Annotated in this window: 19 protein-coding genes; 5 read left to right on the top strand and 14 right to left on the bottom strand. The window is 68.3% G+C overall.

From position 1 onward, the window contains the following. Positions 1-2: 2 nt before the first annotated feature. Complete coding sequence (gene soxR, locus HNR40_RS07435; protein WP_184959158.1) at positions 3-488, top strand: redox-sensitive transcriptional activator SoxR; 486 nt, start codon at positions 3-5, stop codon at positions 486-488. Here the strand turns inward: soxR and HNR40_RS07430 are convergent. The 3 genes from HNR40_RS07430 to HNR40_RS07420 all read right to left on the bottom strand — a co-directional run bounded on the left by HNR40_RS07430 (position 485) and on the right by HNR40_RS07420 (position 6,013). Continuing rightward, on the bottom strand, positions 485-937 hold the full coding sequence (locus HNR40_RS07430; RefSeq protein ID WP_184959157.1) for a universal stress protein: 453 nt from the start codon (positions 935-937) through the stop codon (positions 485-487). The two genes, soxR and HNR40_RS07430, sit on opposite strands and share 4 nt — an antisense overlap. A gap of 120 nt (positions 938-1,057) precedes the next feature. Next, on the bottom strand, positions 1,058-2,023 hold the full coding sequence (locus tag HNR40_RS07425) for a small ribosomal subunit Rsm22 family protein (RefSeq protein ID WP_184959156.1): 966 nt from the start codon (positions 2,021-2,023) through the stop codon (positions 1,058-1,060). Between the two features lie 126 nt (positions 2,024-2,149). Beyond that, the gene (locus tag HNR40_RS07420; RefSeq protein ID WP_312896223.1) at positions 2,150-6,013 is read right to left on the bottom strand and encodes a replicative DNA helicase; all 3,864 of its coding nucleotides are present in this window, start codon (positions 6,011-6,013) and stop codon (positions 2,150-2,152) included. A gap of 281 nt (positions 6,014-6,294) precedes the next feature. Here HNR40_RS07420 and HNR40_RS07415 point away from each other — a divergent pair, with 281 nt between their 5' ends. Both HNR40_RS07415 and HNR40_RS07410 read left to right on the top strand, forming a co-directional pair. Beyond that, on the top strand, positions 6,295-7,596 hold the full coding sequence (locus HNR40_RS07415; protein WP_184959155.1) for an MATE family efflux transporter: 1,302 nt from the start codon (positions 6,295-6,297) through the stop codon (positions 7,594-7,596). Between the two features lie 83 nt (positions 7,597-7,679). Beyond that, on the top strand, positions 7,680-9,134 hold the full coding sequence (locus tag HNR40_RS07410; RefSeq protein WP_184959154.1) for an APC family permease: 1,455 nt from the start codon (positions 7,680-7,682) through the stop codon (positions 9,132-9,134). On the opposite strand, the gene HNR40_RS07405 is transcribed toward HNR40_RS07410, so the two are convergent. From HNR40_RS07405 to rpsF, 7 genes are all read right to left on the bottom strand, one after another. Then, positions 9,131-9,874, bottom strand: coding sequence for an amino acid ABC transporter ATP-binding protein (locus tag HNR40_RS07405; RefSeq protein ID WP_221339954.1), 744 nt, complete (start codon positions 9,872-9,874; stop codon positions 9,131-9,133). The genes HNR40_RS07410 and HNR40_RS07405 overlap by 4 nt on opposite strands. Beyond that, positions 9,871-10,713, bottom strand: coding sequence for an amino acid ABC transporter permease (locus HNR40_RS07400; protein ID WP_312896222.1), 843 nt, complete (start codon positions 10,711-10,713; stop codon positions 9,871-9,873). Before HNR40_RS07400 ends, HNR40_RS07405 begins: the two co-directional genes overlap by 4 nt. Beyond that, on the bottom strand, positions 10,710-11,573 hold the full coding sequence (locus HNR40_RS07395; RefSeq protein ID WP_184959152.1) for an ABC transporter substrate-binding protein: 864 nt from the start codon (positions 11,571-11,573) through the stop codon (positions 10,710-10,712). Before HNR40_RS07395 ends, HNR40_RS07400 begins: the two co-directional genes overlap by 4 nt. Positions 11,574-11,993: 420 nt before the next feature. Continuing rightward, entirely contained in the window at positions 11,994-12,440 is a 447-nt protein-coding gene (rplI, locus tag HNR40_RS07390) for a 50S ribosomal protein L9 (protein ID WP_184959151.1), read from the bottom strand. Positions 12,441-12,456: 16 nt separating this feature from the next. Next, complete coding sequence (rpsR, locus tag HNR40_RS07385) at positions 12,457-12,693, bottom strand: 30S ribosomal protein S18 (protein WP_020543048.1); 237 nt, start codon at positions 12,691-12,693, stop codon at positions 12,457-12,459. Between the two features lie 63 nt (positions 12,694-12,756). Further along, positions 12,757-13,311, bottom strand: a complete 555-nt coding sequence (locus tag HNR40_RS07380) for a single-stranded DNA-binding protein (RefSeq protein ID WP_184959150.1) — start codon at positions 13,309-13,311, stop codon at positions 12,757-12,759. An 80-nt stretch (positions 13,312-13,391) separates the two neighbouring features. Next, positions 13,392-13,682 carry a 30S ribosomal protein S6 gene (gene rpsF / locus HNR40_RS07375; protein WP_184959149.1) on the bottom strand — a complete coding sequence of 97 codons (291 nt, stop codon included), beginning with the start codon at positions 13,680-13,682 and terminating at the stop codon, positions 13,392-13,394. 186 nt (positions 13,683-13,868) lie between these two features. On the opposite strand from rpsF, the gene HNR40_RS07370 reads away from it, so the two are divergent. After that, complete coding sequence (locus tag HNR40_RS07370) at positions 13,869-14,171, top strand: hypothetical protein (RefSeq protein ID WP_184959148.1); 303 nt, start codon at positions 13,869-13,871, stop codon at positions 14,169-14,171. Positions 14,172-14,223: 52 nt separating this feature from the next. Here the strand turns inward: HNR40_RS07370 and HNR40_RS07365 are convergent, their stop codons facing one another. Continuing rightward, positions 14,224-14,385 (bottom strand): hypothetical protein, encoded by a 162-nt coding sequence (locus HNR40_RS07365; protein WP_312896221.1) that lies wholly within the window; start codon positions 14,383-14,385, stop codon positions 14,224-14,226. Between the two features lie 96 nt (positions 14,386-14,481). On the opposite strand from HNR40_RS07365, the gene HNR40_RS07360 reads away from it, so the two are divergent. Beyond that, positions 14,482-15,228 (top strand): deoxyribonuclease IV, encoded by a 747-nt coding sequence (locus HNR40_RS07360; protein ID WP_184959147.1) that lies wholly within the window; start codon positions 14,482-14,484, stop codon positions 15,226-15,228. Positions 15,229-15,285: 57 nt separating this feature from the next. Here HNR40_RS07360 and HNR40_RS07355 read toward each other — a convergent pair whose 3' ends face one another. The 3 genes from HNR40_RS07355 to HNR40_RS07345 are packed head-to-tail and all read right to left on the bottom strand — an operon-like array spanning position 15,286 to position 19,951. Continuing rightward, positions 15,286-16,344 (bottom strand): mannosyltransferase family protein, encoded by a 1,059-nt coding sequence (locus tag HNR40_RS07355; RefSeq protein WP_184959146.1) that lies wholly within the window; start codon positions 16,342-16,344, stop codon positions 15,286-15,288. Then, complete coding sequence (locus HNR40_RS07350) at positions 16,341-17,645, bottom strand: glycosyltransferase family 87 protein (RefSeq protein WP_184959145.1); 1,305 nt, start codon at positions 17,643-17,645, stop codon at positions 16,341-16,343. The genes HNR40_RS07355 and HNR40_RS07350 overlap by 4 nt, the downstream gene beginning before the upstream one ends. Then, the gene (locus HNR40_RS07345) at positions 17,642-19,951 is read right to left on the bottom strand and encodes a transglycosylase domain-containing protein (protein WP_184959144.1); all 2,310 of its coding nucleotides are present in this window, start codon (positions 19,949-19,951) and stop codon (positions 17,642-17,644) included. Before HNR40_RS07345 ends, HNR40_RS07350 begins: the two co-directional genes overlap by 4 nt.

The raw sequence follows: 19,951 nt of genomic DNA, 5'->3' as shown, positions 1-19,951 counted from the left end.
AGATGAGCAAGGCGCCGTGGAACTCCAAGGAGCTCACCGTAGGCCAGCTGTCCGAGCGCAGCGGTGTGGCCGTCTCCGCGCTGCACTTCTACGAGACCAAAGGCCTGATCGACAGCCGCCGCACCACCGGCAACCAGCGCCGCTACTCGCGCGACACCCTGCGCAGGGTCGCCTTCATCAGGCTCGCCCAGCGCATCGGCATCCCGCTCAAGACCATCAAGGACGCCCTCGCCGAACTCCCCGAGGAGCGCACGCCCAACCGCGAGGACTGGGCCAAGCTCTCCGCCGCGTGGCGCACCGAACTCGACGACCGCATCGAGCAGCTTCAACGGCTGCGCGACGACCTGACCGACTGCATCGGCTGCGGGTGCCTGTCACTCGACCGGTGCGTCCTGGCCAACCCCTTCGACCGCCTCGGCGACGAAGGGCCGGGAGCCAGGCGCATCGACACCCGGCTCTCCCCGGCCTCCAACTGCGCCGCCTGCTAGTCCTTGTTCTTCGTCGGCGGCACGATCAGCGTCGGGCGGTGCGCGTGGTGCAGCACGTGGTTGGACACGCTGCCCAGCAGCACCGAGCGCACCCCCGCCAGACCTCGCGAACCGGTCACGATGAGCGAGGCGTCGATCTCGTCGGCCACGTCCACGATGGTGTTCCAGATCGACTCGCGGTCGGCCACCGCGCGCGCCGTCACATCGTTCAGCCCGGCCTTCACCGCCAGCTCGGCGCCCTCCTTGGCCTGCTGCTCGGCCAGCTCCTTCCACTCCTCGCCCTGGTCGGAGATCAGCGCGGGGCCGGCGATGGGGTGCCGCTTCAGCTGCACGAGCAGCGGCTCCCACACCGTGATCACGACAGTCGACTCCTGGGCGAGGTGCTTGCCCGCGAACTCGATGGCCGCCTTCGCGTCGGCGGAACCGTCATAGGCGATCAAGATGGTCATGGCTTCTTCCCTTCGCTGTAGTCATCTGCTAAAGCGCCGCGAAGATCAGCCCGATTCCGCCGCCACGTGTCTACTGGGTCACACCGGCCGCCGCTGGGTTCACAGCGGCGGCCCCTGGGGTCATACCGGCGGCCAAGCGTCGCCCCACGCGGTGTCGCGGGCCACGCGGTAGAGCTCGCCGTCGCGCTTGGACACGTTCTGGTCGCTGACGCCGTCGCCGCACAACGTCAGCGTCACCAGCCCTTTGCGGGTACGCGGGTGCCGCAGCACACGCGCTCCCGGCGGCGTGACCGGCGCCGACGTAGCCACGACGTAGGAGAACTTCTCGTCCTCGAACCCCAGCGAGCCCGCCTTGAGCCGCCGGTGCAGGCTCTCGCGCGGCAGCCGCGCGGCGAAGTGACACCAGTCTCCGGCCGCCAGCGGGCAAGCCCCGTCATGGGGACACGGAGCCGCGATGTTCATCCCCAGCTCGACCAGAAGATCCCGCACCGCCAGCACCCGCGCGAACCCATCAGGCGAACCAGGCTCGACCACGGCCAGCATCCCCGCCCGCCCGGCCAGCCGCCTGATCAACGGCAGCCGGGCCGCCTCCGGCAACTCCCCCAGCACGTACGACACGGTCACCAGGTCGGCCGGTTCCGTGGTGATGTCCTTGGCCAGATCCGCCTGGCGCCAGGCGGCCTGCCGTACCGCGGGATGGGCGGAACGCGCGGCCAGCGCCCGACCGAGACCGGCGGCCGCGCGGTCACGCTCAAGAACGGTCACCTCACCCAGCCCAGGCCAGCAGTCGGCAGCCGCCCAGACCGCCGCGCCGGTGCCACCCCCGACGTCCAGGTGAGTACGCGGCCCGAACCCCGGCGCCACGACTGCCGCCTGAGCCAGCGCGAACCGCACGGCAGCGAAGGTGGCCGGCATCCGAACCGCCGCATAAGCAGCCACATCAGTCGCCGACCGCAACGCCGGCCGGTCGATGGGACGGTGATAACGCGCCGTGAGCTCGGCGGCCGAGGCGGCCAGATCGTGCTCACGGTGGAACTCGAGCTCTTCGGTCAGGGCATGCCTGAGCTCGGCAGGCAGGGCATACAAAAGGAGACTCCTCGGCTGGAGAAGGGACGCTGGGACCGGATGACGTCCTTGACCTGCATGGCCACCTCCTGGGATCGCCAGGCAGGCTAACTCCGCGACGGCAGGCGCGTCATCCGGTTTTTCGCGTCAGTGCTGGGCCATGTCGACGAACCGGCTGTAATGGCCCTGGAAGGCCACGGTGACCGTGGCGGTGGGACCGTTACGGTGCTTGCCCACGATCAGGTCAGCCTCGCCGGCACGCGGCGACTCCTTCTCGTAGGCATCCTCCCGATGCAACAGGATGACCATGTCCGCATCCTGCTCGATCGAGTTGTGGACGCTGATCCCGTTGGCCACGAAGTTGTGGGTGCCGAGCACGGTCGCGTCGTAGACGGGCTGTTCGCCCAGGCTTTCGACGGAAGCGATCTCATCCCAGAACACGTCGTTCGTGGCGAGGATGTCCAGCTCGGCGTCGTCGAGAATGGCGGCGATCCGGCCCATCCGGCCGCGGCTGGGCGCGGGCTTCCACATGGCGCTGCCGCAATACTGCGTGCCGAGCTGGGCGGCGAACTCGCGTTGAGTGGTTCCCCGCTCCGTCAGAGCCTCGCGGACGCGATCCCACACCTCACGCGGGACGGTGTCGAGGTTGGTGTTGCCCGCCATCTTCCGGAGCGTTGCGGTGCACCGGCCGGCCTGTGTGGACCGCTCGCCGTGCACACCCACGTCGTCCAGGAACCGGAGCTGGTTGTCAGCACCGTAGATCACCAGCTGAAATCCCGGCCGGTGGTCGCCCTTCCTGATCTCCTTCACCCGCGTCATCACGTTGAAGCGCAGCAGCAGCCGCGCCACGTCGTCGATCAGGCGCCGGCTCGTGGAGGCGTAGTAGATCCGTGCCTGCCCGGCCTTCTCGTCCCACCAGACGCATCCGTCGGTCGCCCACAGGTGCCGCAGGAACAGCGCGATCTGCCGCTTGGAAAGCGAGAAGACATCGTCGGGGACGAACTTCTCGTGACTGCGGAGGCCGAACAGCCCCAGACCGTCCAGCCAGGCGGCGATCGGATTGCGCTTGCCATGGGTGAGGCGATACGGGGCGGGCAACCGCAGCGTGGTCACCCGCGCTGCGGGGTAGTCGTCCCGGACCGCGCTCACGCCGAAGTGTCTGGCGGCTCGGGTCACGGTACTCAGGCACATCTCGTCCTTGCTGGCATACCGGATCGGCTGCCGCTTCACGAACGAGCCGTCACCGATCATGTGCCCGAGCATGATCAGCTGATCGTCCGGCCACTCCTGAAGCCGTTGGGGCGCGGGGGTGTGACGCGGGACGGCGAGGCGTGCCCCCGGGGACAGTTCGCCCAGGGGACGCCAGCCGTCGAGGGTCATGAAGGGGTGATTGGCCGTCGCTTTGATCTCCCGGCCGGACCTCAGCCGCAGCCGGAAGACCTCCTTCACACCGCTGGGAAACACGTGGGTCATGGTCTTCGGGACGAGCCGGAGCCTGTCGTCCAGAGACCACACCGGGATGTCGCGCGCTCCGGACTCCAGGAGTTCCCCCAGCGACACCTCGGCTCCGGTGTCGGCCCGGAGTACACGGGTGTCCGCGGTGAGGCAGCCGGACTCACGCAGGTCGCTGACCTGGGGGCGTTTGTCGGTGCGTTGCTCGGGGCCGCGGTTGAGCTGGGACATCGCGATGACCGGGACCTCGAGCTCCTTCGCCAGCAGCTTGATGCCTCGGGAGATCTCGGAGACCTCGTTCTGGCGGCTTTCCGTCTTCTTCGGGGAGCTCATCAGCTGGAGGTAGTCGATGATGACGAAGCGCAGGTCGTGGCGTTGTTTGAGACGCCGGCACTTGGCCCGGATCTCCATCATGGACATGTTGGGCGAGTCGTCGATGAACAGCGGCGCCTCGGCCACCTCGCTCATCCGCCGGGCCAGACGGGTCCAGTCGTCGTCGCTCATCATGCCGGAGCGCATCGCGTGCAGCGCCACCCTGGCCTCGGCGGAGAGCAGGCGCATGGTGATCTCGTTGCGCGACATTTCCAGCGAGAAGATGACCGTGGTCATCCCGTTCCTGATCGCCGCCGACCGGGCGAAGTCCAGGCCGAGCGTGCTGTTGTGCGTGGGGATACAGGCCCTGCTGGCGAGGTACATGTGGTCGGCGTTGTCGACCTCAACACACCGGAGCGGGCGTGAGGCGATCGGGCGCACATCGACGATGTAGCGGACACGCGTGGCGGCGTGCGCCGTCTCTACCTGCCGATCACTCTTGCGAGACAGCCGGAACACCTTTTCCGCGGCCGTGAAATTGATCATGTAGCAGGTCGAGGATTCCTCGGTCCTGCCGCGGACCGGCTTCGTCCGCATCGTCGCGCGATAACCAAGGCTAAGGATCAGCTCCAGGGTGTCCTCGGCGAGCCGCCGGTTGGTCACCGCGAACTGGATCTGCCCGCTGAGGCTCACATAGCCGTCGGAATCGAGAAGGCCCGCCAGCAGGTCGCGGCGCTGCCGCTCCGAGCCTCGCAGATAGGCGGGAGGGATGTGCTTGTTGCCCAGCAGGTCGAGCTTGCGGAGGACGCCAGTGATCGTGCCGTGGTCGTTACGGCACGACTGGCACTGACGCAGACCACTCGAAGGTCCCCCGCAGTCGGGGCAGGTGGGAGCAGGCGCCGGAGGCCAGATGAATCTCGCACGGCCGCCACAGCTCCGCCCGCACGTGCGAACTTGCGCCGTCAGGCCCTCTCCTCGGAGGTTGGCCACGACCTCGGCGTCCATCGTGGTGATCCGCGCAGCCGCGCTGGTCCCGTCGCCGAGCCAGAGACCGAGCGTGTAGGGGGACAACGGCAGATCCCGTTCGGGAAGTTCGAAGGCGGCGGCCACCACGACAGCATGATTCGGACGACGATCCGCCGACCCGCATCGCAGCGTCGCGGCGATTTCCTCGGTGGTCACGACGGGCTCGTGATCGAATTCCTCGCCCACCGTCGCGACCGCTTCGCGGTGGGTGAGAAGGCTCACGCCATCACCCGCGTACGCGGCGTGCGCCTCCCGCACCCGGCGAACGGAGCCCTCGGACCAGCGCATGGACCTCTTGGCCTCGGACGCCTGGCGGCGGGCGGCCCGGGTCGTGGTCCGCCACTGGTGCTGCGCATCGGCGACGATCACCGTTCCGTCGCTGAACTCCACCTCGTAGCAGGGCCTGCCGTACATGACCTCTGTTGCCGCCACGACGCGGGTGGGCTTGCCGTCCGCCCCGATCAGGGCGTCGCCGACGGCGACCTCTCCCATCGTGGTCCAGCCCGTTGGTGTGGGCAACGGGGTGTCGAGCGCGAGGGCCTTGCCCATGGCGGGACGGGCGGCCACGACGATCATCTGGCCCGGGTGGAGGCCGTTGGTGAGCTGGTCGAGGTCCTGGAAGCCGGTGGGGACGCCGACCATGTGACCGCCGCGGCTGCCGATGGCCTCGAGTTCGTCGAGGGCGCCGGGCATGATCTCCGACAGCGGGCGGTAGTCCTCGGAGGTGCGGCGCTCGGTGACCTTGTAGATCTCGGCCTGGGCGCGGTCGACCAGGTCGTCGACCTCTTCGTTCTGGCCGCCGTAGCCGTAGGAGACGATGCGGGTGCCGGCCTCGATGAGGCGGCGCAGGATGGCCTGCTCGCGGACGATCTTCGCGTAGTAGCCGGCGTTGGCGGCCGTCGGGACGACGGCGGTCAGCGTGTGCAGGTAGGCGGCGCCGCCGACCCTGGCCATCTCGCCGCGCTTCTGCAGTTCGTCGAAGACGGTGACGGCGTCGGCCGGCTCGCCTCTGCCGTAGAGGTCGGTGATGACGTCGTGGATGATCTGGTGCGCGGGCCGGTAGAAGTCGTCGGAGCGCAGGATCTCGATGACGTCGGCGATGGCGTCCTTGGACAGCAGCATGCCGCCCAGGACCGACTGCTCCGCCTCGATGTTGTGGGGCGGGGTACGTTCGAAACTCGGGCCGCCACCGCCGCCCGGCTCTTCGTCGTCCATGCTCACCGCGCCCCCTCGAACTAGCAGGCGGTCGCACCACCCCCACTTGTAGCCGACCGGTCTGACAGTTTCGCGGGTTCCGCGAGGTACGGCAACGCGGCCTGTGGACAAGGTTGTGGTCAAGCTGTGCACGACGCGCCTCAGGGTGTGTGGAGCACTGTGGACAGCCCTGGGGATAACTCTGGACAGTATCCCCAGAGGCCCCTTTGACCTGGGGAAACAATGTCCACCGACTGTGGAGGAAAGAAAGTTGCCGCGACACGCCGTGTAAGGCTCATACTAGACAAATGCCCATTACCACCCAGGATCGGGAGATTCTCCGACTAGCCGTGCCCGCCTTCGGGGCACTGGTCGCCGAACCGCTCTTCCTGCTCGCCGACTACGCCATCGTCGGCCACGGCATGGGCACCACCGCGGTCGGCGCGCTGGGCGTCGCCGGCACCGTCCTCGCGACCGTGGTGAACCTCTGCGTCTTCCTCGCCTACGGCACCACCGCCTCCGTCGCCCGCCTCACCGGAGCCGGGCAGCATGCGCGCGCCATGCGCAGCGGCGTGGACGGCCTCTGGCTGGCGATCGGCATCGGCCTCGCCGTGATCCTCGTCGGCTGGCCGCTCGCGCCCGCCGTGGTCGGCCTGTTCGGCGCGGCCCCGGACCAGGCCGTGCAGGCCGTCGTCTACCTGCGCATCAGCCTGCTCGGCACCCCGGGCATGCTCGTGGTGCTGGCCGGCACCGGCGTACTGCGTGGCCTGCAGAACACGCTCGCCCCGCTCGTCGTCGCGATCGGCTCCTTCGCGCTGAACGCCGCGCTCAACGCCTGGTTCGTCCTCGGACTCCACTGGGGCATCGCAGGTTCGGCCTGGGGCACGGTCATCGCCCAGACCGCTGGCGCCGCCGTCTACCTCGTGATCGTGGTCAGGGGGGCGCGGGCCCGAAGCGTCGCACTGCGCCCCGACTGGGCGGGGATCGGGCAGGCGGGCACGGCCGGGTTCGCGCTCCTGGTGCGGACCGTCTGCCTGCGCGTGGTGCTGATCGTCGCGACCGTGGCGGCCACCCGCATGGGCCGGCCGGAACTGGCCGCGTACGCCATCGCCACCCAGGTCTGGACGCTGCTGGCCTTCGCACTCGACGCGATCGCCATCGCCGGGCAGGCGATCACCGGACGGGCGCTGGGCGCCGGGGACGTCGCCGCGACCAGGGCGGCCACCACCCGGATGGTGCGCTGGGGCCTGTGGTCGGGGGTGGTGCTGGGCGCGCTGGTGCTGGCGGCCAGGCCGTGGGTGCCGGGGCTGTTCGCCGCCGACCCGCAGGTCACCGCGGAGTTGCTGGCGGTGTTGTGGCCGGTCGCGCTCTTCCAGCCGATCTGCGGGATCGTGTTCGTCCTCGACGGCGTGCTCATCGGCGCGGGCGACCAGAAGTACCTGGCGTGGGCGGGGGTGTGGACGACGCTCGCCTATCTTCCGGCCGCGCTGTTCGCCGCCGGATGGGGCATCGTTGCTCTTTGGTGCGCGCTAGGGGTGTGGATGATTGCACGACTGATCACGCTGGTACGGCGGGCCGCCGGCACTGCATGGCTGGTGACCGGGGCGTAACCGTCCCGTGCTTGTCGTCGGGTGAGCGGTGAGGCACTGTGAGCGAGTTCACAGAGCTGAGTGGGTTGCCTTTGTCCACGATCATGCGCCGTTTACCACCGTCCGAGGCCACCGGGTTACGCACCGGTGCCCGGCACCGCCTCGCGCAACTTTACCGTCCCGCCGATCTTGTGGTGCTCGGCCTGGGCGCGACGATCGGCGCCGGCATCTTCAGCGTCGCCGGAGTGCAGGCGGCGACCGCCGCCGGGCCGGGCGTCCTGCTGTCCTTCATGATCGCCGGCATCGCCTGCCTGCTCGCGGCCCTGTGCTACGCCGAGCTGTCGTCCACGATGCCGACCTCCGGCACCGCCTACACCTTCGCCTACGTCATCTTCGGCGAGGTCTGGGCGTGGGTCATCGGGTGGGCGCTCATCCTGGAGCTGCAGCTCGCCTCGGCGGTCGTGGCCAGGGCGTGGGCCCTGTACGCGGCGCAGCTGCTGACCGACTTCGGGATCCGCCTGCCGTACCCGGAGGCGTTCTCCGATGGCTTCGCCCTGTTCATCCTGGCACTGCTGACCGGCATCGTCTCGCTGGGCGCGCACGTCGGGCTGCGGGCGCTGTGGGTGATCGTCAGCGCCAAACTGCTCGCCATCGCGGCCGTGCTGGTCGTGGGCGCGATGCACATCGACGTGGCCAACTTCGGCGACTTCTTCGTCGAGGCCAAACCCTCGCCCACGCCGCCGGACACGGTGCTGGAGGTGGTGTTCGGGCAGAGCCAGACGTTCGGCTGGTTCGGGGTGTTCGCCGCCGCCTCGGCGATCGCCTTCGCCTACATCGGCTTCGACCTGGTGACCACGGCGGCGGAGGAGACGGTCAACGCACGGCGGGCCGTACCGAAAGGCGTCATCAGGAGCCTGGTGATCGCCACGGTCATCTACCTCGGCGTCGCGATCGTGATGATCGGCATGGTGCCGTACGCGCAGATCGACGTCGACGCGCCCCTGTCCGGAGCGTTCCGGATCGCGGGCGTCGACTGGATGGTGCACGTCATCGACATCGGCGCGGTGCTCGGGCTGACGACCGTCATCCTGGTCCTGCTGGTCGGGCAGACGCGCGTGATGTTCTCGATGGCCCGCGACGGCCTGCTCCCCCGCGGGCTGGCCACGATCAGCCGCCGCTTCCACACCCCGTCGCGGGTGACGTGGGTGATCGGCGTGATCGCGATGCTGCTCACCCAGTTCGTGCCGGTGTTCACGCTGCAGGAACTCGTGGTGCTCGGCGCGCTGTTCGCCTACCTGTTCGTGGCGGTGGGCGTGATCGTGATGCGCCGCCGCCTGCCCGACCTGGAGCGCGGCTTCACGGTGCCGCTCTCGCCGTGGCTGCCGGGCCTGTCGATCGTGGCGACCGTATGGCTGATGGTGAACCTCCAGGTGCTCACCTGGGGGTGGTTCGCGCTGTGGATGGCCTTCGGCCTCGTCGCCTATCTCCTGTACGGCAAGCGCCACAGCCTCCTGGCGGCCAACCACGCCAAGGTCGGCCGGGGCCGCCACAGACGCTAGAACCGCCCCGACTCCAGCACGGTGCTGAGGAAGTCACGGGTGCGCGGATGGCCGGGATCGGTGAAGATCTTCTCCGGCGTGCCCTTCTCCACCAGCACGCCGTCGTCCAGGAAGCAGACCGTGTCGGCGATGTCGCGGCAGAAGCCCATCTCGTGGGTGGTGAGGATCATCGTCATGCCCGTGTCCTTGAGCTCCCTGATGACCCCCAGCACCTCGCGGACCAGGGCCGGATCCAGCGCCGACGTCACCTCGTCCAGCAGCATCAGCCGAGGCTGCGTGGCCAGCGCCCGGATGATCGCCACCCGCTGCTGCTGGCCGCCGGAGAGCCGGTCGGGATAGGCCTCGGCCTTGTCCGCCAGCCCGAACCTTCCCAGGAGCCCCCGCGCCTGCTCCTCCGCCTCCCGCCTGCCGATCCCGTGGACCTGGCGGGGCGCGAGCGTGATGTTGTCGAGCACGCTCATGTGCGGGAACAGGTTGTACGCCTGGAACACCGTCCCGATCCGCTTACGCACGTCGTCGACGTCCGCCCGGGGATCGGTGATCTCCTGCCCCTCCAGGTAAACGGCGCCGTCGTCGACCGTTTCCAGCAGGTTGACGCAGCGCAGCAGGGTCGACTTCCCGGAACCCGAGGCCCCGATCAGGCAGACCACCTCGTGCGAGTGGACCTCCAGGTCGATGCCCCGCAGCACGTGGTGGCCGTCGAAGTTCTTCCAGACGCCCTCGATCGTCAGCACGCTCATGCCCCACGCCGCCTCTGGGTTCGGGCGGCCAGGTAGTCGGTGAACCTGGCCATCGGGATGGTCAGCAGGATGAACAGCAGCGCCGCCACCAGGTAGGAGGTGTAGTTGAACGTCTTGGCGGCGTGGATCTGCGCGGCGCGCAGCGCCTCGACGGCGCCGATGGTCGCGACCAGCGACGTGTCCTTCTGCAACGAGATGAAGTCGTTCAGCAGAGGCGGCACGACCCGCCGGGTGGCCTGCGGAACCACCACGAACCGCATCGTCTTCGCATGGCTCAGGCCCAGCGACCTGGCCGAGGCAACCTGGCTCGGATGGATGGACTCGATGCCCGATCGGAACACCTCGGCCACGTACGCGCTGTAGGACAGCGTCAGCGCGATGATGCCCAGCGTCGGCGCGTCGGACGGAATCCCCTGCAGGTTGAGCGCGGGCAGACCGAACCCGATCAGGTAGATCAGCAGCAGCGTGGGGATGCCGCGGAAGAAGTCGACGTAGAAGATCGCCAGCGCCCGCAGCGGGAAGAAGACCGGGGCCTTCAACCCCCGCACCAGCGCCAGCAGCAGACCGATCACCAGGATCAACGGCTCGGCGATCAGGAAGATCTTCACGTTGAGCATGAAGCCTTCGAGCACGTCCGGCAGCGCCCTGACGAAGTGCTCGGGGCTGAAGAAGGTCTCCTGAACCCGCGGCCACCCCGGCGCGTTGACCACCACGCCCGCGATCAGCAGCAGGAAGATGATCGTCGACGCCGTGGCCACGGACGCCGAACGGCGGGCCCGTGACTTGCGGACCCGCTCGCGCTCGACCTGCCGACCGCTCTTGACCCAGGCGGTGGTCACTTCAGTTCCGGGGCCCCGGCGGCCGAGCCGAGCCACTGCTGCTCGATCTTGGCCAGCTCACCCTTGGACTTCAGCGCCTCGACGGCCTTGTCAACACAGGGCTTCAGCGCGCTGCCCTTCTGCATGACCAGCCCGAACTCCTCCGGCGTGCCCCCGGTCGAGCTGAACTGCCCAACGATCTTGGACTTCTCGACCTGGGCGGCGGTCACGTAGAAGGCGGTCGGGAGGTCCACCACGAGGGCGTCGACCTGCTTGTTCTTCAACGCGTTGACCGCGTCGATCTGCTCGTTGTAGACGTTGGGGTCGTCGGCGGGCTGGATGACGTCCTTCACCGCATCGAGCGACGTGGTGCCGACCTGGACACCGATCTTGGCGTCCTTGAGTTCCGCCAGGCTCTTCGCCCCCGCGTACTTGGAGCCCTCGACAGCCACGATCGCCTGCTTGACCGTGTAGTAGCCCTTGGAGAAGTCGACGACCTTGGCCCGGTCAGGCGTGATCGAGACCTGGTTGACGTCGAAGTCGAACTTCTTCGGCCCCGGAGCGAACGCCGAGTCGAACTTCACCGTGCTCCACTGCACCTCGTCGCGGTCGAACCCCAGCTCACCGGCTACGGCGAAGGCCACGGCACTCTCGAACCCCTGCCCGTTGGCCGGATCGTCGTCCTTGAACCACGGGTCGTAGGCGGGCTTGTCGGTGCCGATCGTCAGCTTGCCCGCGGTGGTGAGCTTGAGCTGGTCCTTGGTGCAGGCGGTGGAGGCCGAGGGTGCCGCGGAGGCGCCCGTGGTGTTGTCGGCGGGGGCACAGGCGACTGTGGCGGCCGCGAGCGCGCCGAGCGCGAACAGCATCGAGGGACGGACCATGGCTGAGCCTCCAGGGAACACGGGGAAGAACGTTCCACATTCTACTAAGGTCAGCTAGGAAATAAGCCACGACCAGCCCTTACACCCCGTAACCCCAACCCCCAGCAACAGCCCACTCCGATCACCCGGCCAAGGCCCCCGCAGAAGCACCAACCCTGGGCAGTCGCCCCACGTCCCGATCAGGTGCGGTGATGGCATCACGGTAGGCGGTTGTGGTTGTGGGTGGTGAAGGTGAGCCGTTGCGGTGGGGACCACGTCCGACGTGAGAAGCGACCCCCACGATCGGCGCCCGCCAGCGTCGGCGGGTGGCGGGGGGAGGGCGGAGCCGTAACGGATAGGGGCGGTGTGACAGATAGAAAACGCCAAGGCCCTCCACCGCAGGAGCGGAGGAGGGCCTGAGCCGAACGGGAAGGCGCGCCGTCAGCCGGCGATGACCTCCACGTCGATGGAGGCGGAGACCTCCGGGTGGAGCTTGACGCTGACCTTGTGGCTGCCGAGGCTCTTGATCGGGTTGACGATCTCGATGCGGCGGCGGTCGAGGATCGGGCCGCCGGCGGCCTTGACCGCGTCGGCGACGTCGCCCGTGGTGACCGAGCCGAACAGGCGGCCGCTGTCGCCGGCGCGGGTGGCCAGCTTGACCTTGAGGGCGCCGAGCTGGCCGGCGACCTCCTTGGCGGTGCCGAGGTCGCGGATCTCGCGGGCGTCACGAGCCTTCTTGATGGACTCGATCTGCTTCTCGCCGCCACGCGACCAGCGGATCGCGAAGCCGCGCGGGATCAGGTAGTTACGGCCGTAGCCGTCCTTGACCTCGACGACGTCGCCGGGGGCGCCGAGGCCGGAGACCTCGTTGGTGAGGATGAGCTTCATATCGACGAAACCTCCCTTAGCGCGCGGTGCTCGTGTAAGGCAGCAGAGCCACCTCACGCGCGTTCTTGATCGCGGTCGCCACGTCGCGCTGGTGCTGGGTGCAGTTGCCCGTCACCCGGCGGGCACGGATCTTGCCGCGGTCGGAGATGAACTTCCGCAGCAGAGCCGTGTCCTTGTAGTCGACGTAGGAGATCTTGTCGTGGCAGAACAGGCAAACCTTCTTCTTGGGCTTGCGCAGTGCCGGCTTAGCCATCGTGGTGCTCCTTTCAGAGCCCCGCTGTGATGCGGGAATGGACTCGGGCTTGTGGACTGGTGATTAGAAAGGCGGTTCGTCGCTGAAGTCGTTGCCGCCGCCGCCGAAGCCGCCGCCGCTCTGCTGCTGACCGCCGCCACCGCCGCCACCGAAACCGCCGCCCTGGGACGGGGCCGGGGACGCGGAGGCCCACGGGTCGTCGGCGGGACCGCCGCCGAAGCCGCCGCCTCCGCCACCGCCACCACCCTGACGGGAGGTGCGGTTGACCTTGGCGGTGGCGTTGCGCAGGGACGGGCCGACCTCGTCGACCTCGACCTCGTAAACCGTGCGCTTCTCGCCTTCCTTGGTCTCGTAAGACCGCTGCTTGAGCCGCCCCTGAACGATGACCCGCATGCCGCGCTGCAGCGACTCGGCGGCGTTCTCGGCCGCCTGACGCCACACGTTGCAGGTCAGGAAGAGGCTTTCGCCGTCCTTCCACTCATTGGTCTGGCGGTCCATGAACCGCGGAGTGGACGCGACTCGGAAACGAGCCACGGCTTGACCCGTAGGGGTGAAGCGCAGCTCCGGGTCGTCGACGAGGTTGCCGACGATGGTGATGACGGTGTCGCCTGCTGCCATGGCTAGGAGCCTTCCTGAACTTCTTGGGTTACCGGCTCAGAGTACGGCTGCCGCCCGACAAAAGCCGGGAGACAAGCTTGTTAGTGCACGTCCGGGCGCAGGACCTTGGTGCGCATGATGCCCTCGTTGAGGTTCATCTGCCGGTCGAGCTCCTTGACCGTCGCGGGCTCCGCGGACAGGTCGATGACGGCGTATATGCCTTCCGACTTCTTGTCGATGTCGTAGGCGAGGCGGCGACGGCCCCAGACGTCGACCTTCTCCACGGTGCCGCCGTCGTTGCGGACGACGGTGAGGAACTGGTCGAGGGACGGTGCCACCGTACGCTCATCGAGCGAAGGGTCCAGAATGACCATTACTTCGTAACGACGCATGCGGGACTCCAACCTCCTCTGGACTCTTGCGGTCACGACGATCTGTCGTGACAGGAGGACGCTGACGTTTCTGCCCAGGCGCCCCTTTCGGCGCCAAAGGTCAATCACAACGCAGCCCGACCAGGTTACCAGCCGCTCACGGATGGGAAGGCCTGTAGGGACAAGGGGGTGGTGACCGTGCCACACATGCTGGAACCGTCCGACAGCGAACGCTCCATGCTCGCCCTCAACAGCGACGGCCACGCGCATCCGCGTGAGAACGCCCTGGCAGTGGCCACCCTGGTCGTCGGCCTCGTGGCGTTCGTGGCGACGTTTTTCACCGGCGGGCACGCCGTGGCGTCGTGGGCCGGCGCGCTCGGCTTCGGCATGGGCCTGTACTCGCAGTACGTCTCGGTGACGACGGGCGAACGGGTTCTCAACATCATCGGCATCGTGGCGGCGTTCGTCGGCGTGGCGCTCGGCATCGCCCGAGGCGGCTTTCTTCCGTAAAGCGGTTCTCTTCCGTAAAGAGGTCTGAGGGGCCGCGAAGGGCCCCGCAGACTCATCCGCCCAGGTGCAGATCGACACCGAGCAGGATCAGGAACCACAGGAAAACGGCCAGCAACGCCTCGGCCAGGTCTTTGAGCAGGGCCGGGGTGATGTAGTCGTGGATCCACGCAACGTAGATCCCGACGAGCACGTAGATCAGGAATATCAGGCTCACGCCTCTGCGATACAGCGCCATCACGCTCCTCAGGTGGTCGGGGGGCTCCAGGCGACTGCCCTGAGAACGTCGGACCAAACGGCTACCCTCGAAGCCATGGTGCTCATCGGTGCTCATGTCGACCAGGACGATCCCGCCGCCCACGCCGCCGAGGTCGGCGCCGAGGTGGTGCAGTTCTTCCTCGGCGATCCCCAGGGCTACAAGGGCCCGGTCCTGCCGGACAAGCCGGTCGAGGGAGTGGAGATCTACATCCACGCCCCCTATCTGGTCAACGTGGCCACCACCAACAACAAGATCAGGATTCCCAGCCGCAAGCTGCTCACCCAGCACCTGACGGCCGCCGCCGACCTCGGCGCCAAGGGCCTGATCGTGCATGGCGGCCACGTCGGCAACAGCGACGACCCCCAGGTCGGCTTCGACAACTGGCGCAAGGTGTTCGAGCGCCTGGAGGAGCGCCGCATCCCCGTCCTCATCGAAAACACCGCGGGCGGCGGCAACGCGATGGCCCGCAAGCTGGAGCGCATCGCCCGGCTGTGGGAGGCGCTCGACGGCTTCGACGTGGGCTTCTGCCTCGACACCTGCCACGCCCACGCCGGCGGCGAGGAGCTCGTCGACCTGGTCGACCGGGTCAAGGCCATCACCGGCCGCATCGACCTGGTCCACTGCAACGACTCGCGCGACGACTTCGACTCCGGCGCCGACCGGCACGCCAACCTCGGCGAGGGGAAGATCGACCCGGAGCTGATCCTCGCGGTCTGCCGGGCGGCCGGCGCCCCCGTCATCGTCGAGACCCCCGCGGCGGGCCAGGCGGAGGACATCGCCTTCCTCCGCAAAAACCTCTGATACACAGCCTGTGGATAACTTCCCTGGATTACCGAGCCGCAGAAGTGGGTAAGGGCGTCAGCCCGCCCACGCGCCGGTGAGGAACCGCACGGTGTTGAGCACCATCAGCGGCCCCGACACCATGGCGTACGCCGCGATCACCCACCGGTGCCGCAACCGCGCGATCGCCACCCACAGGGGAAACCACAGCAGCAGCGAACGCGGGATCGACAGGTAGTAGGCCGAGGTCATCAGCGCCCCGGCCTGCAGCCCGCAGTAGACGACCTCGCTCCAGCGCCGCAGGACGAGCAGCCACACCAGCCCCAGCACCGCCACGGCGACCCCGGCGATCTCCATCCGGAACGCGACCGCGAACTCGTCCCCGCCCATGGCCGCGTCCCACGTCTTGCCGAACGACTCCCAGGGCCACACCATCTCCCGGCCCCAGCCGGCCTCCTGCGCGTGCTTCCACGCGAACCAGTCGCCCGAGCGCGCGTAGTGGAAATACGAATACCCCGCCAAAGGCAGAAGCGGTACGGCCAGCCAAGGCGCCTGCCGGAGCGCGGGCCGGGACGCGGCGAACTCCACCCACAGGGCCAGCGCCAGGAACAACCCGGTGATCCTTACACACGAGGCGCCCGCGGCCAGCACGGCGGCCACCGGCCAGCGCCGCTGCCTGGCGGCCAGCCACGCCGGCACCGCGAAGGCCAGGAAGAGCGACTCGCTGTAGCCGGCGGCCAGGAAGACGGCGGTCGGGAAGAGAAGCAGCGCCAGCACGGCCACCCAGCCGGTCCCGCCCTCAAAGACGGCCAGCCGGGCCAGGAAGATCGTCGCCACCGCCCCGGCGACCAGCGAGATCAGCAGCCCGGCCAGCGCCCAGTCGGGTACGACCAGGTACACCAGCCGGAGCGCCATCGGCAGCCCGGGAAAGAACGCGGGCAGCCCCGCGTCCGGCGGCCGGCCGGGTACTCCGTCGTAGCCGTGCTCGGCGATGACGACGAACAACCCGGCGTCCCAGGCCCGCCACTTGCCCAGATAGTCCTGCAGCGAGACGCCGAGCAGCGTCGCCACGAGCAGTCCGACGCGCGAGCCGAGCCACAGCAGCAGCGCGTCACGCTCGGCCGAACGAGTGATCATCGAGAGGCGGGCAGCAGGGTGTAGCGGTCGCGGGCCTCGTCGAAGACGCCACCGATCTGGTCGTCGACGCCGCCCTGCCGTACCACGTCCTTGTCGGGACGGAGAATGTCCCGCACGACGAAGCCCATCATGATGCCGATGGTGATCACGCGGCCCCACACCGCGGTGAAGTACGTGTCGTCGCCGATGCCCAGGTCGGCCCGGTCCAGCGGCGGCTGGGCGAGCAGGTAGAGCCAGATGGCGAAGAAGTACCAGACCTCGGCCACCTGCCACAGGGCCAGCGGCTTCCAGTTGGGCCTGGCCAGCACCGCGAACGGCACCAGCCACAGCACGAACTGCGGCGACCACACCTTGTTCGTCATCATGAACGCGGCCAGCGCCAGGAAGCAGATCTGCGCCAGCCGGGGACGGCGCGGCGCGCCCAGCGTGAGCACCGCGATGCCGAGCAGGAGCACGGCCAGCGAGGCGGTGCCGAGCAGGCTCACGTCGGCGGTGCCGAGCACGGGCCAGCCCTTGTTCTGGAAGAACAGCCAGGGCGAGCCCCAGTCGACGCCGCGTTCCTGGGAGAAGACGTAGAAGCGGCGCCAGCCGTCCCAGGCGAAGATCATGAACGGCACGTTGACGACGAGCCAGGCGGCCAGCGCCGAGACCAGCGTGACGAGGAAGGGCCTCCATCGGGCGGTGCGCAGCGTGAGCAGGAAGAGCGCGCCCAGGAACATCAGCGGGTAGAACTTGGTGGCGATCGCCAGCCCGAGCAGCACTCCGGCCAGGACCTGCCGCTTCCTGGCCCAGGCCAGCAGCATGCCCATCGACAGCGCGCCGGCCACCAGGTCCCAGTTGATGTAGGCGGCCAGGATGACCGACGGCGCGAGCGCGTACCAGAGGGCGTCCCAGCGGCGGGTCGGGCCGGCCACCGCGGCCATCAGCAGCACGCCGATCACCAGGCAGATGCCGAGCAGCACGACGGTGATGTCGTAGAAGCGCACGCCCTGCGTGGCCACGTCGCCCGCGGACCTGACCAGCCAGGCGATGCCCTGCATGACCTCGCCCAGCACGACCGGGTATTCGACCTGCTTGTCGAAGGGGACCTGGGCGAAGTAGGGGTTCTCGGTCGACAACTGCCGGTCGAAGTAGAGCGGGTAGATGTCGGTGTAGCAGAAGTTGGTGTAGGTGGTGACCTGGTCGTTCCACCCGCCGGTACGGCACGGCAGCCTGACCAGGTACGCCAGCGTCGCCCCCAGGGCGGCGAACAACCCCAGGGGCAGGTACGAAGCCGCCCTTATGTGGACAGGCGGCTTCATCCGTCCTCGCGGCGGCTCGGCATCGGATCGGGAACCGTCGCGCCGCCGCCCATCATGCCGTCGTCCTCGGGGAAGCCGTTCTCGTTGGGGTCGATGCTGACGTTGCCGTCGTCGTCACAGGCAGGGTCGAGGAGCGGGCAGTCGGTCGGGTCCTCGAACGGGTTCTCCGGGTCGACCGTGCGCGTGGGCGTCGGAGTGGGCTTGGGCGCCAGATTCTCCGGCACTCCGTAGTCGGCGCGCGGCGGGAACTGCTCGACCTTGTCGTTCTTGGTGGCTTCCAGCATGAACGTCTTCCAGATCGCCGCCGGGTAGGTGGCGCCCTGGTAGCCGCCGGGCAGCGGGGCCTCGAAGGCCGTGGAGTACGGCTTCTGCGGCGTGTACTTCTTCTCCTTGGACGAGTCCTTGCCCCGGTACCAGGGGCAGTTGTCGTGCACGGGCCGCACGACCTTGCCGCCCTTGGTCTTGCACTGCTGGCGGTACATGCCGACCGCGGTGGAGACCTGCGGGGTGAAGCCGACGAACCAGACGTCCTTGTTGTCGTTGTTGGTGCCGGTCTTGCCGGCCACCGGGCGGTTGTACAGGGCGGCGTTCCTGCCGGTGCCGCTCTTGACCACGGCCTGCAGGGCGACGGTGGCGTCGGCCGCGGCCTGTTCGGAGATCACCCTTACCGATGAGTACTGCTTCTCGTCGAGGACGACCTGGCCGGTCTTCTTGGTGGCCTTGATGATCACGTGGTTCTCGATGTGCTTGCCGGCGTTGGCGAAGATCGAGTAGCCGCCCGCCTGCTCGACCGCGGTCACGCCGCCGGAGCCGATGGTGAGCAGGTACTTCTGGTCTTTCTGCACCTTCTCCAGCCGCGCCCTGTCGATGCCCGCGCGGGCCGCGATGTCCACCACGCTGTCGAGGCCGACCTTCTCCCCCATCTTCGCGAAGGCGGTGTTGATGGAGCTGGCCGTGGCCTTGATGACGTCGACCGAGGCCGCGCCGGAGGCGTGGTCGTTGTCGATCTCGGTGGTGCCCTCCAGCTTGATCGGCCCCTTGGCCGGCAGGTAGCTGCGCAGGCTGTAGCCCTGCTCCAGCCAGGCCGCGAGCACGTAGGGCTTGAAGGCGGAGGCGGCCTGCTTCACCGACTGGAACGCGTCGTTCCACGCGTCGTACTGGTAGTCGTCGCCGCCGTAGAAGGCGATGACCCGTCCGTTGGTGGGGTTGACCGCGGCCAGCGTGGCCATGACCTCGTCGGGGGCGTTGCGGGTGTGCTGGTTGACCGCCCGCTTCGCGGCCTCCATGAGGTCCTTGTCGAAGGTGGTCCTGATGTCGTAGCCGCCGGTCTTGAGCTCGTCAAGGTCGATGCGGGTCTTGCGTTCCATCTCGTTGATGGCCGTCATGATCATGTAGCCGTCGACGCCGTTGAAGTAGTCGATCTGGCGGTCCTTGACGCGCTTGGGCGCGACCGGCGACTTCGCCTTCAGGTTCGCGTACGCCTGGGGGTCGAGCTTGGCCATCTGGTCGAGCACGTACGTGTAGCGGAACTGGGTGGCTTCCAGGTTGCCCGACTTCTCCGCGGCGTCGAAGGAGGAGGGGTTCTGGATGCGGCCGGCGATGTAGGCGCCCTGTTCCGGGGTGAGCTCGCTCACCTTCTTCTTGCCGAAGAACGCCTCGGCCGCCGCCCCGATGCCGTAGGTGCCACGGCCGAAGTAGATGGTGTTGAGGTACTGCAGAAGGATCTGGTCCTTGGACAGCGACTTGTTCAGCTTGACCGCGACGAAGATCTCCTTGACCTTGCGCTGCAGCGAGCGTTCCTGGGACAGGCCGTCGTAGTAGTTGCGCGCCATCTGCTGGGTGATGGTCGAGGCGCCCTGGACCTGCTGGCCGGTGGCGGTGCTCCACAGCGAGCGGACCATGCCGGAGAAGGAGATGCCGGAGTCCTCGCGGTAGGAGCTGTTCTCGGCGGCGATCACCGCGTCCTGGACGTGCTTGGGGATCTCGGAGATGTTGTCGACCGGCTTGCGCTTGGTGCCGATCCGCGCGAGGACCTTGCCGTTCGCGTAGCGGATCACACTGCCCTGGTCGTCGACGTTGGCCTGCGCCTGTGCCTGTGTGGGCATGGGCGTGAGCGAGTAGCCCACCATGATCATGCCGAACACGCCGGCGGCCACGACCACGACGCCGACCACGAGGATCTTCCAGCTCGGCAGGAACCGGCGCCAGTCGCGGCCCTCGCCGTCGCCCCTGCCGGGGCCGGCGGGCGGCGGCGGGCCTTCAGGTCCGCCACGGCCGCGTCCGCGGCGGGTCGGCACCTGGCTCAC

It is taken from the genome of Nonomuraea endophytica (genome assembly GCF_014203235.1).
In the GTDB taxonomy this organism is placed as follows: domain Bacteria; phylum Actinomycetota; class Actinomycetes; order Streptosporangiales; family Streptosporangiaceae; genus Nonomuraea; species Nonomuraea endophytica.
Note: the sequence above shows the minus strand (reverse complement) of the source record. Positions and strands in the feature narration are given on the sequence as shown.

What these genes read in the sequence shown, in the direction of transcription:
- HNR40_RS07430 (WP_184959157.1), bottom strand. Translation starts at nt 937, where the DNA reads ATGACCATCTTGATCGCCTATGACGGTTCCGCCGACGCGAAGGCGGCC.
- HNR40_RS07415 (WP_184959155.1), top strand. Translation starts at nt 6,295, where the DNA reads ATGCCCATTACCACCCAGGATCGGGAGATTCTCCGACTAGCCGTGCCC.
- HNR40_RS07355 (WP_184959146.1), bottom strand. Translation starts at nt 16,344, where the DNA reads ATGATCACTCGTTCGGCCGAGCGTGACGCGCTGCTGCTGTGGCTCGGC.
- rpsF (WP_184959149.1), bottom strand. Translation starts at nt 13,682, where the DNA reads ATGCGTCGTTACGAAGTAATGGTCATTCTGGACCCTTCGCTCGATGAG.
- HNR40_RS07350 (WP_184959145.1), bottom strand. Translation starts at nt 17,645, where the DNA reads ATGAAGCCGCCTGTCCACATAAGGGCGGCTTCGTACCTGCCCCTGGGG.
- HNR40_RS07380 (WP_184959150.1), bottom strand. Translation starts at nt 13,311, where the DNA reads ATGGCAGCAGGCGACACCGTCATCACCATCGTCGGCAACCTCGTCGAC.
- HNR40_RS07410 (WP_184959154.1), top strand. Translation starts at nt 7,680, where the DNA reads ATGCGCCGTTTACCACCGTCCGAGGCCACCGGGTTACGCACCGGTGCC.
- soxR (WP_184959158.1), top strand. Translation starts at nt 3, where the DNA reads ATGAGCAAGGCGCCGTGGAACTCCAAGGAGCTCACCGTAGGCCAGCTG.
- HNR40_RS07370 (WP_184959148.1), top strand. Translation starts at nt 13,869, where the DNA reads ATGCTGGAACCGTCCGACAGCGAACGCTCCATGCTCGCCCTCAACAGC.
- HNR40_RS07360 (WP_184959147.1), top strand. Translation starts at nt 14,482, where the DNA reads ATGGTGCTCATCGGTGCTCATGTCGACCAGGACGATCCCGCCGCCCAC.
- rpsR (WP_020543048.1), bottom strand. Translation starts at nt 12,693, where the DNA reads ATGGCTAAGCCGGCACTGCGCAAGCCCAAGAAGAAGGTTTGCCTGTTC.
- rplI (WP_184959151.1), bottom strand. Translation starts at nt 12,440, where the DNA reads ATGAAGCTCATCCTCACCAACGAGGTCTCCGGCCTCGGCGCCCCCGGC.
- HNR40_RS07405 (WP_221339954.1), bottom strand. Translation starts at nt 9,874, where the DNA reads ATGAGCGTGCTGACGATCGAGGGCGTCTGGAAGAACTTCGACGGCCAC.
- HNR40_RS07395 (WP_184959152.1), bottom strand. Translation starts at nt 11,573, where the DNA reads ATGGTCCGTCCCTCGATGCTGTTCGCGCTCGGCGCGCTCGCGGCCGCC.